We start from the raw sequence: 15,788 nt of genomic DNA, 5'->3' as shown, positions 1-15,788 counted from the left end.
AAAAAGATATAATAGTTCTGTATTGAGTCGTAAGACTAAGAAAATTCAACATTAAAAGGAGAAATGAATGATTCCTGTAGTTATTGAACAAACAAGCCGTGGAGAACGTTCCTATGATATTTACTCTCGTCTTCTGAAAGACCGCATCATCATGCTAACAGGTCCAGTTGAAGACAATATGGCCAACTCAGTTATTGCCCAATTGCTTTTCTTGGATGCCCAAGATAGTACAAAAGATATTTACCTTTATGTCAACACACCTGGAGGATCTGTTTCAGCTGGTCTGGCAATCGTTGATACCATGAACTTTATCAAGGCAGATGTTCAAACCATTGTTATGGGGATGGCTGCATCCATGGGGACTGTCATTGCATCAAGTGGTGCAAAAGGCAAACGCTTCATGCTTCCAAATGCAGAGTATATGATTCACCAACCAATGGGTGGTACAGGTGGTGGTACCCAACAAACGGATATGGCAATCGCAGCAGAACACTTGCTCAAAACTCGTAAGACTTTGGAGCAAATTCTTGCAGATAACTCTGGTAAATCAGTTGAGCAAATTCATGCAGATGCGGAACGTGATTACTGGATGAGCGCCCAAGAAACGCTTGAATATGGATTTATTGATGAAATCATGGCCAACAATTCGTTAAGCTAAGCAACCTAGAAAGCAAACTCGACGGAGTTTGCTTTTTTTGATATAATTAGGAGAAGATTTCTTAGAAAGAGGATTTAACATGTTTGAAAAGGTCAATCGCTCAGGATTAATCATCTATCTCTACTATAATAGAGATGCGAAAAAACTACAGGAATATGGAGACATTTTCTATCATTCTAAAAAGCATCGCTACCTACAACTTTATGTTCCGACTGAGGAGCTAGATGACTTAGTTGAGAGATTAGGTAAGGAAAGATATATCAAGAAAATTAGACGGTGTCACATTCAGGAGTTAGAAACTCCCTTTGTTGGGAATCTCTATCGCACCGAAGAAAACGCAATCATTTAATAGAATGCGTTTTTTATGTTGACAATTTTCAGATAATTCTGTATATTAGTAGGTATTACATTATTCGCAATAAGGAGACGATTATGATAAAAAAACTTGCTCTAGGGGCTTTTTCTTTGCTCTGCCTGATGAGCTTGGCAGCATGTGGCCAGTCGCCTGATGTTACTGCCAATGCCAAAGGAAACAAAATAGGAGAAGAGACCATCAAAATTGGTGTTAACATGGAGCTTTCAGGGGCAGTAGCAGCTTATGGTACTGCTGAGTACAATGGAATTAAGCTTGCCGTTAAGGAGATCAATGCCAATGGTGGTGTTGATGGCAAGATGATTGAACTAGTTGCCAAGGATAACAAATCTGAAATCGCTGAAGCTTCCACTACAGCTACAAACCTTGCGGTTCAAAGTCAAGTAACGACCATCATCGGACCAGCGACTTCAGGGGCAACCGCCGCTTCTAGTCTAGAATCTCAAAAAACAGGAGTGCCTCTTCTAACACCTTCTGGAACACAAGATGACTTAACAGTCAATAAAGATGGTTCAACGAAAGAGTTTGTCTTTAGAACAACATTTAAAGATAGCTTCCAAGGTCAAGTATTGGCCCAGTTTGCTGCTGAAAATATGAATGCGAAGAAGGTTGTCCTCTATTATGATAACTCTTCAGACTATGCTCAAGGGATCGCAGCAGAATTCAAACGCAAATACAAAGGGGAAATCGTTGCTGAATCGACCTTTATCGCAGGAGATAAAGACTACAAAGCAGCCTTGACTCGTTTCAAAGACTTGGACTTCGATGCCATTGTTATGCCTGGTTACTATACGGAAACTGGTATCATTACAAAGCAAGCGCGTGAGATGGGTATCAATAAACCGATTCTTGGTCCGGATGGCTTTAGTGATGAAACATTCGTGAAATTGTCTGATAAGAAAAATGCGACAGATGTTTACTTTGTATCAGGCTACTCATCAAAAGTGAACCTAAATGATAAAGCTGCAGCCTTTATCGAGAACTATAAGAAAGAATACAATGACGTTCCTAATATGTTTGCGGCTCTTGCCTACGACTCTGTTTATATGGTGGCAGAGGCTTCTAAGGGAGCTTCAGATTCTACAGAGGTTGCCAAAAATCTTGGGAATTTGAAAAACTTTGAAGGGGTCACCGGTGTAATGTCCATTGATGGGCAGCACAATCCAATCAAGTCAGCCCTTATGGTTCGTCTTGAAAATGGTGCAGAGGAATCAGCTACACCAGTTGAGGTGAAAGACTAGATTCGAGGGAGATTCTATTATTCATCCTCTTCATTGATATAAGAGAATGACTAGAAATTATAGAAAGTTTGGTAGTATATGTCAAATCAGATTTTACATCAGCTTGTAAACGCCTTGGTATCGGGGAGCATCTTTGCTCTCCTTGCTTTAGGATATACCATGGTTTACGGGATTATTAAATTAATTAACTTTGCGCATGGGGATATCTTCATGCTGGGAGCTTTCATGGGGTATTTCCTCTTTAACAATTTTAATATTGCTCCATATTTAACCTTTATTCCATCAGCAGAATGGCGTTTTTATATCGCTCTCTTGGTGATTATCGCGGTAACTATGATTGTGACTGCAGCAGTTGGAATGTTGATTGAATTTTTAGCCTATCGTCCGATTCGAAATGCCTCAAGAATTTCGGCCTTGATTACGGCGATTGGTGTATCTTTCTTCTTGGAATATGGAATGGTCTTCCTCTTCGGAGCGCAACCACGTTCCTATCCAGAAGAAGCCCTTGTGGTTAAACCGCTACAAATTGGTTCAATGACCTTTGATTTTATCACTAATGCAGAGTTTATCATCTTCATCGTTGCAATCGTCCTAATGTTTGTCCTCCAATATGTCGTGAAACAAACAAAAATGGGGAAAGCCATGCGTGCTGTTTCAGTGGATAGCGACGCTGCCCAATTGATGGGGATCAATGTAAACTCAACCATTAGCTTTACCTTTGCTTTGGGTTCAGCTCTTGCAGGTGCTGCAGGTGTCTTGATTCCACTTTCTCAACCATCTATTGAACCCTTGATGGGGATGGTACCAGGTATCAAAGCCTTTGTCGCGGCAGTTTTAGGTGGTATTGGAATTATTCCAGGTGCAACCTTGGGAGGTTTCTTGATTGGTGGAGTCGAAACCATTACAGTTGCCCTTGGTTTCTCAAACTTCCGTGATGCCATTGTTTATATTGTATTGATTTTGATTCTCTTGATCCGTCCAGCTGGTATCCTTGGCAAAAATGTGAAAGAAAAGGTGTAAGCAATGAAGAAAAATTTAAAAGTAAATTTGATTTGGCTTGCGCTAATCGTGGCTCTCTTTGCCCTTTTAAAGCTAGCTGAAGTAACAGGTCTAATGAACATGTATTATGTTCGCATTTTGATTGGTATTGGGATCGCTGTTCTCATGGGATTGGGAACCAATCTTGTTCTTGGGTTTACAGGACAGTTCACTCTTGGGCAAGCTGGTTTTATGGCTATTGGTGCTTATGCCACTGCAATCATGACAAGCAAAACTCCGACCTATGATAGTTTTTACTTATCTATTGTAGTAGGTGTGATTCTAGCAGCCATTGTTGCCATTATCTTTGGTTTGCCAACTCTTCGTTTAAAAGGGGACTATCTGGCAATCGCAACTCTAGGGATGGCAGAAATCATCCGTAAACTGATTGAGAACGGTGGTGAATTAACCAATGGTCCTGCAGGTATGACCAACATCCTTCCTTATGTCAGTTGGGAAGCTGTCTTTGTCATTGTTGTTCTCATTACCATTCTTGTTCTGAACTTCCTTATTTCTTCAACAGGTCGTCAAGCCATCACTATTCGTGAAGACGAAATTGCGGCTGAGGCCATGGGAGTGAATGTGACCAAGATGAAAGTCATGATTTTCGTCATTGGTGCCATGATTTCCGCCGTAGCCGGTTCTATCTATGCAAGCTATATCGGTGTTGTGGTTCCAAACAATTTCCGTTTAATGAACTCTATCGACTACCTTATTATCGCGGTTCTAGGTGGACTTGGTTCCATTACAGGAACCATCATTGCGGCGGTAGTCCTCGGAATTTTGAATATGTACCTCCAAAACTTTGCTGAATTGCGGATGATCATTTATGCTTTGGCTCTAGTCCTCGTTATGCTTTTCCGCTCCGAAGGCTTGCTTGGAACCAAAGAATTGTATCTTTCAAAATTCTTTAACAAGAAAAAGGAGGAGACAAACTAATGGCATTACTTGAAGTTAAAAATTTAACAAAACACTTCGGTGGACTAACTGCAGTTAGTGATGTGACCATGGAACTGAACGAGGGTGAATTGGTTGGTTTGATTGGACCAAATGGTGCTGGAAAAACAACACTTTTTAACCTTCTAACAGGTGTCTATGTTCCTTCGGAAGGAACTGTAACCTTAGATGGGCATGTGTTAAACAACAAGGCTCCATACAAGATTGCTTCCTTGGGTCTCTCTCGTACATTCCAAAATATCCGTCTCTTTAAAGATATGACTGTCTTGGAAAATGTCCTAATTGGGATGGCCAACCATCAACCTTCTCATCTTTTGGCTTCTCTATTCCGTCTTCCTGCTTATTATAAGAGTGAGGAGCAATTGAAGCAAAAAGCTATGGAACTTTTGTCTATCTTCCATTTGGAAGGTGAGGCGGATACTTTAGCAAAAAACTTAGCCTATGGACAACAACGCCACTTGGAGATTGTACGTGCCTTGGCGACAGAACCTAAAATCCTTTTCTTGGATGAACCTGCTGCAGGGATGAACCCTCAAGAAACAGCTGAATTAACAGGTTTAATCCGTCAGATTAAAAACGATTTCGGAATCACGATCATCCTCATCGAGCATGATATGAACTTGGTCATGGATGTGACTGAGCGAATCTATGTATTGGAATATGGCCGCTTGATCGCCCATGGAACTCCAGAAGAAATCAAGAATAATAAACGCGTTATTGAAGCTTACTTAGGAGGTGAAGCATAATGTCCTTACTGAAAGTTGAAAACTTATCCATCTCCTATGGAGCTATCGAAGCCGTCAAAGATATCTCTTTCGAAGTAAACGAGGGAGAAGTGGTTACCTTAATTGGTGCCAATGGGGCTGGCAAAACATCTACCCTTCGCGCTATCTCAGGTTTAGAGAAAGTATCTTCTGGAAAAATCATTTACAAAGAGCAAGAAATCCAAAAGTTTCCAGCTCGTAAGATTGTCGCAGAAGGCCTGTCTCAAGTTCCTGAAGGTCGTCATGTTTTTCCAGGGATGACAGTTCTGGAAAATCTTGAGATGGGAGCATTCCTAAGCACTGATAAGGATAAAAACTTGCTCAATCTCAAGAAGGTGTTTTCACGTTTTCCTCGCCTAGAAGAACGTAAGAATCAAGATGCTGCTACTCTTTCAGGAGGGGAGCAACAGATGCTTGCAATGGGACGTGCGCTCATGTCCATGCCTAAGCTTCTCCTCTTGGACGAGCCATCTATGGGACTTGCGCCCATCTTTATCCAAGAGATCTTTGACATTATCCAAGAGATTCAAAAACAAGGAACAACCGTTCTCTTGGTTGAACAAAATGCTAATAAAGCGCTTGCCATCTCAGATCGTGCTTATGTACTAGAAACAGGTAAGATTGTCCTATCAGGAACAGGAAAAGAACTTGCAGCATCAGACGAAGTCAGAAAAGCATATCTGGGTGGCTAAACTAGTATGGGAGACTAGTTTAGGTTGCAGATGGAGATTACGAAGTAATCATCATTATAGTCCGGGGGACCTTTTTAGTCGGCAGATAGAGATTGCGTAGCAATCATCAGAATCAGTGGATTGTTTTATTTAGTGGATTTGAAGAGCTCCAATTAGGAGCTCTTTTTTCGTTATGTGACTATTAGTCCGTCTCGCTCCGTAAGGTGCGAGACCAATAAACCACCCGCTATGCGGATGCGCGTCGAAGGTTATACCAAAAAAACTCCAAACGCGATACAATAAAGGTGTTCAAGCCAATTGTAAAGCGAAAGGAGAAAAATATGGGACAAAAGGCACATAGTTTATCACACACAAAGTGGATGTGTAAATATCACATTGTGTTTACCCCTAAGTATAGACGAAAAATCATTTATAATCAATATCGAAGTAGTTTGGGAGAGATATTCCACCGAGGATAAGTGTTTCAAGTTTCATGGGTTATTTAAAAGACAAAAGTGCACTCATGATGTTTGACAAACACGCCAACCTCAAGTACAAGTTTGACAACCGGCATTTTTGGGCAGAAGGTTATTATGTGAGTACAGTGGGACTTAATGAAGCCACAATTAAGAAATATATTCAAGAGCAGGAAAAGTATGATATAGCATTGGATAAATTAAGTGTAACAGAATATGAGGATCCCTTTAGGGATAGTGGTAAGTAATGCGAACACCTCTTTGAGAGGTTTGTGACGAGTCCAGAGCAATGAGGCTTGAACAACGTGAAAGCCAGCGTCTTTAGGCGCTGGCTGGTAATTTGGGCTTATAGCCCTAGTGCAAACCACCCGTTAGACGGGTGGTTATGATTTATGCCACTATTTTTATGGATTTGGTTTGAGCATCGGTTTGCTTGATATGGAATCCAACTTGACAAAAGTGTGTGTTCATTATATAATTAAATAAATAGAATTATTGAACAAAAGAGGCTGAAGATATGCTATCAGAAAAACAATTTAAACTTTTACGTTTTTTGTTGACTCACAAAGACGAAAACTTTACGCAGAGACAATTGGCTGAACAGCTAGATATCGCTTTGGGGACGGTAAATAATCTTCTCAAGGAATGTAAAGAAGAGAAGTGGATCAGTGAGGAAAATCACTTAACTGACTTAGGTGAGGAGGCTTTGGCTCCGTATCAGGTGAAGAATGCCATTATCATGGCTGCAGGTATGAGTAGCCGCTTTGCTCCTCTGTCTTATGAGCTACCTAAAGGATTGCTTCAAGTCAAAGGTGAGCGTTTGATTGAGAGAGAAATCAAGCAGTTGCAAGAAGCTGGGATAGAGGATATTACAGTTATTGTAGGCTATCTGCAAGAAAAAATGTTCTATCTAGCAGAAAAATTTGGTGTTAAAATCATTGTAAATAATGATTACTACAAGTATAATAACTGTTCTTCTCTCATGCTAGTCAGAGATCAACTTTCTAACACTTATATCTGCTCTTCGGATAATTATTTTGTAGAAAATCCGTTTGAGCGATACATTTACAGAGGTTATTATTCGACTATATTTGCAGAAGGAGACACAGACGAATACTGCTCTAAGGAAGATTCCAATCACACGATTATCGATATTCAAATCGGTGGGACAAATACTTGGGCTATGGTGGGACACGTTTATTTTGATCGTGCATTTAGCGAAAAATTCGTAGATATTTTAGAAACTGAATTTAAACATGAGCCATATCGCGAACAGCTCTGGGAAGATTATTATAGTCGTCACGTCAAGGAGCTTCCTTTAGAAGCTCGACATTATTCAGCAGACATTGTTAAGGAGTTTGATTCACTAGATGAGTTGCGTCAGTTTGATGAACACTATTTGGTGAATACTAATTCGGAAATCATTGATAACATCTGTAAGACATTAGGATGTATAGCTTCAGATATTGTCAATATTAAACCCCTAAAAGACGGTTTAACCAACACTTCGTTTTCATTTGACTGCCTAGGGAAGAAATATGTTTACCGTCATCCAGGTAGAGGAACGGAGAATTATATCGATCGTGCTAGTGAAGCGGCTTCCATGGAAATTGCTGCAAAATTAAAGATTGACCGTACCTTTGTTGCCATGAACAAGGATGAGGGCTGGAAAATTTCAGAATTTATCCCTAATGCCAAGCAACTGGATTATGATAATTGGGATGATGTAGCAAAAGCAATGGAGCTCTTGAGACGTTTGCACCAATCTGGAGAAAAAACAAATCATTTCTTTAACCAATTTGAGGGAATTGATGATTTTAGACAAAAACTAAAAGCCAGCAATCGTTTTGAATTTGATGGACTTGAAGAGTTGGATAAGAATGTCTCAGTTCTCGAAAAGTTTCTACAAGAAGAGCAGACGAAAAAGGTTCTCTGCCACGGAGATTCTTATAGTCCAAATTTCTTGTTGAACGAAGCTGGCGAAATGAGCTTGATTGATTGGGAATATTCTGGTATGGGAGATCCAGCAGGAGATTTAGGAACCTTTATTGGGTGTTCAAATTATACAGTGGAAGAAGCTGAAAAGGTACTTGAAATCTATTTACAAGAAGTTCCAGATAAGAACACCAAACGTCACTATTTTGCCTATGTATCAGTGACTTCATATTATTGGTTTTTGTGGGCCCTGTTCCAAGAAAGCGTTGGGAAACCCGTAGGTGAATTTCTTTATATCTGGTATCGTTATACCAAGCAGTATGGGCAAATTGCACTAGATTTGTATTTGGAGGAGAATTGAGATGAAACCGACATCTGAAATTGAAGAATTAGTAGCAAATGAAACGAAAAGAAGGTTAGAAGAAATGGAATCTCCAAACTATGTGTTTGCTCAGCCATTTCTAAAAAGTGATTTTATTATAGTCATTGGCTTAGTTCTAATTAACCTTATTCTGATTATCCTAGCCATGACAGGAGGTATTCAATAAAATGTCTAAGATGAATGACTTTATTCAACAGGAGACGATAACGGGTATTGTTCCCATGACCAACAAGGATCGTCAGTATTCTTTCTGGGATCTCTTTCTGTCGACAAGTGGTTTTGCCATCGCAACTTGGTGTTATACCCAAGGAGCCTATGTGGCTCAATATTTGACCTTTAATCAAATGTTGATTAATATTTTTAGTTTTAACATTATCTGGGTCTTTATTGAATGTCTCCCAATTTTGTTTGCCGTTAAGTATGGAATTGATTTATGGATTTGGTTGAGAGCTGTCCTCGGAAAAAAAGGCGTAGCCTTGCTATCAACCATTATTAGTTTAGCTAACTTTGGCTGGTATGCCGTTGCGGCCAATCTTTTTGCTAGTTCTATGATCCACTTGGCAAATAATTTTGGTCTTGGTTTAGACAAGGGAGTATGGGCGCCTATTCTTGGTACCCTCTGTGTTCTTCTTGGAACGCTGATTGCTCTAGGAGGTCCAGAAGTGATTAAATGGACCAATCGATTCTTGGTAATCGCCTTGTTGATTGTCGGTCTCATTATCGTTGGAATCTGCTTTGTAGCCGTGCCTATCACTGACATTATGAACATTCAACCGGCTACCCAAGGAGATTTAACTCCATTAGAACGCTTCATGCTTTCTGGAGAAGGAAATGTAGCCTTTGCCTTCTCTTGGTCTACACAAGCACTGGTTTTACCGCGTTTGGCAAAATCAGAACGCAGTGGTTATTGGGCTACAGCCTTATCATACGGAGTTGTGGCTCCATTCTTCGTTGCGACGGGTGGAGTCATGGCTCTAGCCATGTTTGTCAAAACAGGTGTTTATGAAAGTGATCCAACAACCATGCTATCAACTCTAAGCACTCCAGCCTTTGCCCTCTTAAGTCTACTACTAGTAGCCTTTGCCAATATTGGAACCCAGGGGACAGGATCGTACGTGAACTGTATGATTGTAAAAAGCGGGATGCCAAAAGTAAGCTATAAACTAATGGTTTGGATTGCTATGGTTTACGTGAGTCTACTCACTATCTGGGGAGGGGTAGAAGAGTACTTCGGTTCCTTCATTTCACTAGCCGCTTATATTCAAGGTCCCATTATCGGAATGATTGTTGTCGATTATTTTATCTTAAGAAAACGAAAACTCGACTTGCGTTCAGCCTATTTCCTTGAAGGACACGATGCTTACGAGTTTACCAAAGGATTTAACTTGGTTGGCTTGTCTTGCGTATTTATCTCCTTGTTGGTTGCAGTACTATTTGTTTATAACCCTGTAACAGCACAGATTCAAAGCCCAATCTTTTTAATCACAACGGGTAGTGGCTTTACTGCGATTTTTGGAGGTTTATTGTACTGGTTAGCTAGCTTAACTCCGTTAAAACGCTATATGATTAAGGATCGGGACTCTGTTACGATTTAAGGATAAATGAAAACCTTAATCTATATCTATTCGCTTCCTCTTTTTTGAAAGTTAATTTTATATTAGTAATTGGTATGATTCTAGTCAATCATATTCTGATTATCCTAGCCATGACAGGAGATATTCAATAAAATGTCCAAGATGAATGACTTTATTCAACAGGAGACGATAACGGGAATCGTTCCTATGACCAACAAGGATCGTCAGTATTCTTTCTGGGATCTCTTCCTATCAACAAGTGGTTTTGCCATTGCAACTTGGTGTTATACTCAAGGAGCTTATGTGGCTCAATATTTGACCTTTAATCAAATGTTGATTAATATTTTTAGTTTCAATATTATCTGGGTCTTTATTGAATGTCTTCCAATTTTGTTTGCCGTTAAATATGGAATTGATTTGTGGATCTGGTTGAGGGCTGTTCTAGGTAGAAAAGGGGTGGCCGTTCTATCAACCGTGATTAGTCTGGCAAATTTTGGTTGGTATGCTGTTACCGCCAATCTTTTTGCCAGCTCCATGATTCATTTGGCAAATAATTTTGGACTTGGTTTGGACAAGGGAGTATGGGCACCGATTCTAGGCACCCTTTGTGTTCTCCTTGGAACGCTGATTGCTCTTGGGGGCCCAGAGGTGATTAAAGGCACTAATCGCTTTCTAGTGGTAGCCTTGTTATTTGTCGGGCTAATCATCGTTGGGATCTGTTTTGTTGCGGTTCCGATTAGGGATATTATGAATGTCCAACCTGCCATCCAAGAAAATTTGACACCGATTGAACGTTTTATGATGTCAGGGGAAGGAAATGTGGCCGTAGCCTTTTCTTGGTCTACACAAGCCTTTGTCTTACCACGTTTGGCAAAATCAGAACGTAGTGGCTATTGGGCTACAGCCTTGTCATACGGGGTTGTTGCGCCATTCTTTGCTGCGACAGGTGGGGTGATGGCTTTGGCTATGTTTGTCAAAACAGGTGTCTATGAAAGTGACCCAACAACCATGCTTTCAACTCTAAGCACACCAGCCTTTGCGCTTTTAAGTTTACTACTGGTAGCTTTTGCTAATATTGGAACCCAGGGTACAGGATCGTACGTGAACTGTATGATTGTAAAAAGCGGGATGCCAAAAGTAAGCTATAAACTAATGGTTTGGATTGCCATGGTTTACGTGAGCCTACTTACGATTTGGGGAGGAGTGGATGAATACTTTGGTTCTTTCATCTCGCTGGCTGCCTATATTCAAGGCCCCATTATCGGAATGATCGTTGTTGATTACTTTATCTTAAGAAAACGAAAACTCGATTTGCATTCAGCCTATTTCCTTGAAGGACATGACGCCTATGAGTTTACAAATGGCTTTAACCTGGTGGGATTATCTTGTGTACTCATTTCCTTGTTAGTTGCAGTACTATTTGTTTACAATCCTATAACAAAGCATATCCAGAGTCCTGTGTTCCTGCTCACAACTGGTAGTGGCTTTACTGCAATCTTTGGTGGTTTATTGTACTGGCTAGCTAGCTTAACTCCTTTAAAACGCTATATGATCAAGGATCGAGATTCCGTTACGATTTAAGTTTAAGAGAGAAGGCTGTTTCTCTCTTTTTTTGTGATTGAATGTTACAAAATCTTGAAAAAGAAATGAAAGCGTTTGATAGTTTTTGTAAGAAAGTGTATAATTATAGTAGCAATAAAGAAGGAGAAGTCTCATGGCAGTTAAAGATTTTATGACCCGCAAGGTAGTTTATATCAGTCCAGATACGACTGTAGCACATGCAGCAGATTTGATGCGCGAGCAAGGCTTGCACCGTTTACCTGTTATCGAAAATGATCAATTGGTTGGTCTTGTAACAGAAGGAACCATTGCAGAGGCGAGTCCGTCTAAGGCAACCAGTCTCTCCATCTATGAGATGAATTATCTTCTCAATAAGACCAAAGTCAAAGACGTCATGATTCGCGATGTTATAACAGTCTCAGGTTATGCTAGTCTAGAGGATGCGACCTATCTCATGCTGAAAAATAAAATCGGTATTCTTCCAGTTGTGGATAACCAGCAGGTGTATGGAGTTATCACGGATCGTGATGTTTTCCAGGCTTTTTTAGAAATTGCTGGCTACGGCGAGGAAGGGATTCGTGTTCGGTTTATTACGGAAAATGAAGTCGGGGTTTTGGGCAAGATTGTGACCTTGATTGCTGAGGAAAATTTGAATATTTCACATACAGTTAATATTCCTCGCAAGGATGGTAAGGTCGTGATTGAGGTTCAAATTGATGGAACGATTGATTTAACTGCCCTGAAGGAGAAATTTGAAGCGCAAGGTATCCAAGTAGAGGAAATTGCTCGAACATCTGCTAAAAAGCTATAAATATGGAGGGTGGAAGCCCTCTTTTTTGTATACAAATTGAAATATCAAGCAAAATATGGAAAGAAATGAGAGAATGTGGTATAATGGAACGATGTGATAAAGGAGTATTTATGGACATTTCAGAAATTCGTCAAAAAATTGACGCAAATCGTGAAAAATTAGCTTCTTTCAGGGGGTCTCTTTGACCTCGAAGGCTTAGAGGAAGAGATTGCCATTTTGGAAAACAAGATGACAGAACCTGATTTTTGGAACGATAATATCGCGGCCCAAAGAACGTCGCAAGAATTAAATGAATTAAAAAACACCTACAACACCTTCCGTAAGATGGAAGAGTTGCAGGATGAAGTTGAAATTTTATTGGACTTTTTAGTAGAAGACGAGTCTGTACGTGATGAACTGGTTGAACAGTTGACAGAACTGGATAAGATGATGACCAGTTACGAAATGACACTTCTCTTGTCAGAACCTTATGACCATAATAATGCAATCTTGGAAATCCATCCAGGTTCAGGCGGGACTGAGGCTCAGGACTGGGGCGATATGTTGCTCCGTATGTATACTCGTTATGGAAATGCCAAAGGTTTTAAAGTGGAAGTATTGGATTATCAAGCAGGTGATGAAGCTGGTATCAAGTCGGTGACCTTGTCGTTTGAAGGTCCAAATGCATATGGCCTTCTCAAGTCGGAAATGGGTGTTCACCGTTTGGTCCGTATTTCACCATTTGACTCAGCCAAACGTCGCCATACTTCATTTACATCCGTAGAGGTTATGCCTGAGTTGGATGATACCGTTGAAGTGGAGATTCGTGAAGATGATATCAAAATGGACACCTTCCGTTCAGGCGGTGCTGGTGGACAGAACGTCAATAAAGTTTCAACTGGCGTGCGTTTGACACACATTCCTACGGGGACAGTCGTTCAATCGACAGTCGATCGTACCCAGTATGGAAATAGAGATCGTGCTATGAAGATGTTGCAAGCTAAGCTCTATCAAATGGAGCAAGAAAAGAAAGCAGCAGAAGTCAATTCCCTCAAAGGTGAGAAAAAAGAAATCACTTGGGGAAGTCAGATTCGTTCTTATGTCTTTACACCTTATACTATGGTCAAAGATCACCGTACGAGCTTTGAAGTTGCCCAAGTAGATAAGGTTATGGATGGAGATCTAGATGGTTTCATCGATGCCTATCTCAAATGGAGAATCAGCTAAGATAGAAAGGAACTCACATGTCAATCATTGAAATGCGAGATGTTGTCAAAAAATATGATAACGGAACTACTGCTCTGCGTGGCGTCACTGTCACCATTGAGCCGGGAGAATTTGCCTACATCGTAGGACCTTCTGGAGCAGGGAAATCTACTTTTATTAGATCTTTGTATCGCGAGGTCAAAGTTGAAAAAGGCAGTTTAACAGTAGCAGGTTTTAATCTAGTTAAAATCAAAAAGAGAGACATTCCTCTCTTACGTCGGAATGTTGGAGTTGTTTTCCAGGATTACAAACTCTTACCGAAGAAAACTGTTTATGAAAATATTGCCTATGCAATGGAAGTAATCGGTGAGAACCGCCGTAATATCAAAAAACGTGTTATGGAAGTTTTGGACCTAGTTGGTTTGAAACATAAGGTTCGTTCATTCCCTAATGAACTTTCAGGTGGAGAGCAGCAACGGATTGCAATTGCTCGTGCGATTGTCAACAATCCGAAAGTCTTGATTGCTGATGAGCCGACAGGAAACTTGGACCCAGATAATTCTTGGGAAATTATGAATCTGTTGGAACGCATCAATCTCCAAGGTACTACAGTATTGATGGCTACCCATAATAGCCAGATTGTAAATACCTTGCGCCACCGTGTCATTGCCATTGAAAATGGCCGTGTCGTTCGTGACGAAGCAAAAGGAGAATATGGATACGATGATTAGTAGATTTTTTCGCCATTTATTTGAATCATTAAAAAGTTTAAAGCGAAATGGCTGGATGACAGTAGCAGCAGTGAGTTCGGTTATGATTACCTTGACGCTCGTTGCCCTGTTTGCGTCCGTAATTTTTAATACAGCTAAACTGGCTACCGATATTGAAAACAATGTTCGTGTCATGGTTTACATTCGTAAGGATGTGGCAGATAACAGTGAAACGATTGAAAAAGAAGGTCAGACGGTTACCAATAATGACTACCACAAGGTCTATGACGCTTTGAAAGCTATGCCTGCTGTAAAAAGTGTTACCTTCTCAAGTAAAGAAGAGCAATACCAAAAATTGACTGAAACGATGGGGGATGACTGGAAGGTCTTTGAAGGGGACGCAAATCCTCTCTATGATGCCTATATCGTTGATACAAATTCTCCGAGTGATGTTAAAACGGTAGCTGAAGAAGCTAAGAAAATAGAGGGAGTATCAGAGGTTCAAGATGGTGGAGCCAACACTCAACGACTTTTCGAACTAGCTTCCTTTATCCGTGTTTGGGGATTGGTTATTGCAGGACTCTTGATTTTTATTGCAGTCTTCCTCATTTCCAATACTATCCGTATCACCATTATTTCGCGTAGCCGTGAAATTCAAATCATGCGTCTAGTAGGGGCTAAAAATGGCTACATTAGAGGACCATTCTTACTTGAAGGTGCCTTTATCGGTTTATTTGGTGCAGCTATTCCTTCAGTCCTTGTATTTTTTGTCTACAATATGGTTTACCAATCTGTCAATAAATCATTAGTAGGACAAAATCTATCCATGATTGCTCCAGATGTATTTATTCCTTTAATGACCCTCCTCTTGTTTGTAATCGGTATTTTCATCGGTTCGCTCGGTTCAGGAATTTCGATGCGTCGATTCTTAAAGATTTAAGAAAATAGGAGTGCCCATATTTTATAAAAGAGAAGTTTTAGGAACTTCTTTTTTTAGCTTCCAAAGTTACTAATCTTGTGTTTGATTGACATTGACTGAAAAGACTAGTAGTTCTCAATCCAGTACTAACACACAAAAGGCCCCCTTGTTGCTAAGGGAGCCTTTCTATATATCTTAGTGAAGCAGATGATTTTACCTAATCTCTTCTTAAGAATTGATCTAAATAGTAATTGAAATAGGTTTTGCGACCTGTAATCACGACCGCTCGTCCCTCAATACCATAACGCAATTTCTCAGCCTGTTCATCCGTTAAGCTCGTTTCAGCCTCTACTTTAAAGAAGTTGCCTTTTTCGGTCTTTGTCGCATTGCTGTCAATATTAGAAATAGTAGACGTGAGAACAAATTCCTTATTGTTTTCATCCAAGGCAGTGAAACGGATGGTCTCTCCCTGTTTAAGGCTAGAGACATCTTTTGAAGTCACATAAGTTGTGATGGTTACCTTCTTTTCTGTCG

16 protein-coding genes and 1 pseudogene are annotated in these 15,788 nt (G+C 40.2%); 16 read left to right on the top strand and 1 reads right to left on the bottom strand.

Translation table 11 applies throughout. From position 1 onward, the window contains the following. The first annotated feature begins 67 nt into the window (after positions 1–67). From clpP to ftsX, 16 genes and pseudogenes are all read left to right on the top strand, one after another. Positions 68–658 (top strand): ATP-dependent Clp protease proteolytic subunit ClpP, encoded by a 591-nt coding sequence (clpP, locus tag DF216_RS07420; protein WP_000613467.1) that lies wholly within the window; start codon positions 68–70, stop codon positions 656–658. 79 nt (positions 659–737) lie between these two features. After that, positions 738–1,007: a YlbG family protein gene (locus tag DF216_RS07415; protein ID WP_129326433.1), complete on the top strand. Its 270-nt coding sequence runs from the start codon at positions 738–740 to the stop codon at positions 1,005–1,007. Between the two features lie 83 nt (positions 1,008–1,090). After that, positions 1,091–2,272, top strand: coding sequence for an ABC transporter substrate-binding protein (locus DF216_RS07410; protein WP_129326432.1), 1,182 nt, complete (start codon positions 1,091–1,093; stop codon positions 2,270–2,272). Positions 2,273–2,362: 90 nt separating this feature from the next. Continuing rightward, positions 2,363–3,292 carry a branched-chain amino acid ABC transporter permease gene (locus DF216_RS07405; protein ID WP_164979026.1) on the top strand — a complete coding sequence of 310 codons (930 nt, stop codon included), beginning with the start codon at positions 2,363–2,365 and terminating at the stop codon, positions 3,290–3,292. Between the two features lie 3 nt (positions 3,293–3,295). Then, complete coding sequence (locus DF216_RS07400) at positions 3,296–4,249, top strand: branched-chain amino acid ABC transporter permease (protein ID WP_129326430.1); 954 nt, start codon at positions 3,296–3,298, stop codon at positions 4,247–4,249. Next, entirely contained in the window at positions 4,249–5,013 is a 765-nt protein-coding gene (locus tag DF216_RS07395) for an ABC transporter ATP-binding protein (protein WP_129326429.1), read from the top strand. Before DF216_RS07400 ends, DF216_RS07395 begins: the two co-directional genes overlap by 1 nt. Then, a complete protein-coding gene (locus DF216_RS07390; protein WP_129326428.1) occupies positions 5,013–5,723 on the top strand; it encodes an ABC transporter ATP-binding protein in 711 nt (236 codons plus the stop codon). The genes DF216_RS07395 and DF216_RS07390 overlap by 1 nt, the downstream gene beginning before the upstream one ends. 320 nt (positions 5,724–6,043) lie before the next feature. After that, positions 6,044–6,426: pseudogene (gene tnpA, locus DF216_RS07385) on the top strand (IS200/IS605 family transposase). Between the two features lie 269 nt (positions 6,427–6,695). Then, entirely contained in the window at positions 6,696–8,474 is a 1,779-nt protein-coding gene (locus DF216_RS07380) for a phosphotransferase (protein ID WP_129326427.1), read from the top strand. A gap of 1 nt (position 8,475) precedes the next feature. Beyond that, a complete protein-coding gene (locus DF216_RS07375) occupies positions 8,476–8,661 on the top strand; it encodes a hypothetical protein (protein ID WP_000805405.1) in 186 nt (61 codons plus the stop codon). 1 nt (position 8,662) lies between these two features. Next, positions 8,663–10,090, top strand: coding sequence for a cytosine permease (locus DF216_RS07370; RefSeq protein ID WP_129326426.1), 1,428 nt, complete (start codon positions 8,663–8,665; stop codon positions 10,088–10,090). Positions 10,091–10,222: 132 nt separating this feature from the next. Beyond that, positions 10,223–11,650 (top strand): cytosine permease, encoded by a 1,428-nt coding sequence (locus DF216_RS07365; RefSeq protein ID WP_129326425.1) that lies wholly within the window; start codon positions 10,223–10,225, stop codon positions 11,648–11,650. A gap of 133 nt (positions 11,651–11,783) precedes the next feature. Next, positions 11,784–12,440, top strand: coding sequence for a CBS domain-containing protein (locus DF216_RS07360; RefSeq protein ID WP_129326424.1), 657 nt, complete (start codon positions 11,784–11,786; stop codon positions 12,438–12,440). Positions 12,441–12,550: 110 nt separating this feature from the next. Next, positions 12,551–13,646 (top strand): peptide chain release factor 2 gene (gene prfB / locus DF216_RS07350; protein ID WP_125827928.1). Its coding sequence is split into 2 segments (ribosomal slippage): positions 12,551–12,622 and positions 12,624–13,646, totalling 1,095 coding nucleotides; the frame shifts between segments, so codons are not numbered across the junction. 17 nt (positions 13,647–13,663) lie between these two features. Then, positions 13,664–14,356 (top strand): cell division ATP-binding protein FtsE, encoded by a 693-nt coding sequence (gene ftsE / locus DF216_RS07345; RefSeq protein ID WP_061454509.1) that lies wholly within the window; start codon positions 13,664–13,666, stop codon positions 14,354–14,356. Next, on the top strand, positions 14,349–15,275 hold the full coding sequence (gene ftsX / locus DF216_RS07340) for a permease-like cell division protein FtsX (RefSeq protein ID WP_061454510.1): 927 nt from the start codon (positions 14,349–14,351) through the stop codon (positions 15,273–15,275). The genes ftsE and ftsX overlap by 8 nt, the downstream gene beginning before the upstream one ends. Before the next feature lie 196 nt (positions 15,276–15,471). Here the strand turns inward: ftsX and DF216_RS07335 are convergent. Next, positions 15,472–15,788 (bottom strand): HlyD family efflux transporter periplasmic adaptor subunit (locus DF216_RS07335; RefSeq protein WP_129326419.1); only part of this gene is annotated, 317 nt, incomplete at its 5' end.

The organism is Streptococcus oralis (assembly GCF_004127215.1).
GTDB lineage: Bacteria > Bacillota > Bacilli > Lactobacillales > Streptococcaceae > Streptococcus > Streptococcus oralis_BD.
Note: the sequence above shows the minus strand (reverse complement) of the source record. Positions and strands in the feature narration are given on the sequence as shown.

Excerpts from the sequence above, each read along its gene's own strand:
- clpP (WP_000613467.1), top strand. The coding sequence starts at position 68 with ATGATTCCTGTAGTTATTGAACAAACAAGCCGTGGAGAACGTTCCTAT.
- DF216_RS07415 (WP_129326433.1), top strand. The coding sequence starts at position 738 with ATGTTTGAAAAGGTCAATCGCTCAGGATTAATCATCTATCTCTACTAT.
- DF216_RS07410 (WP_129326432.1), top strand. The coding sequence starts at position 1,091 with ATGATAAAAAAACTTGCTCTAGGGGCTTTTTCTTTGCTCTGCCTGATG.
- DF216_RS07400 (WP_129326430.1), top strand. The coding sequence starts at position 3,296 with ATGAAGAAAAATTTAAAAGTAAATTTGATTTGGCTTGCGCTAATCGTG.
- DF216_RS07395 (WP_129326429.1), top strand. The coding sequence starts at position 4,249 with ATGGCATTACTTGAAGTTAAAAATTTAACAAAACACTTCGGTGGACTA.
- DF216_RS07390 (WP_129326428.1), top strand. The coding sequence starts at position 5,013 with ATGTCCTTACTGAAAGTTGAAAACTTATCCATCTCCTATGGAGCTATC.
- DF216_RS07380 (WP_129326427.1), top strand. The coding sequence starts at position 6,696 with ATGCTATCAGAAAAACAATTTAAACTTTTACGTTTTTTGTTGACTCAC.
- DF216_RS07375 (WP_000805405.1), top strand. The coding sequence starts at position 8,476 with ATGAAACCGACATCTGAAATTGAAGAATTAGTAGCAAATGAAACGAAA.
- DF216_RS07370 (WP_129326426.1), top strand. The coding sequence starts at position 8,663 with ATGTCTAAGATGAATGACTTTATTCAACAGGAGACGATAACGGGTATT.
- DF216_RS07365 (WP_129326425.1), top strand. The coding sequence starts at position 10,223 with ATGTCCAAGATGAATGACTTTATTCAACAGGAGACGATAACGGGAATC.
- DF216_RS07360 (WP_129326424.1), top strand. The coding sequence starts at position 11,784 with ATGGCAGTTAAAGATTTTATGACCCGCAAGGTAGTTTATATCAGTCCA.
- ftsE (WP_061454509.1), top strand. The coding sequence starts at position 13,664 with ATGTCAATCATTGAAATGCGAGATGTTGTCAAAAAATATGATAACGGA.
- ftsX (WP_061454510.1), top strand. The coding sequence starts at position 14,349 with ATGATTAGTAGATTTTTTCGCCATTTATTTGAATCATTAAAAAGTTTA.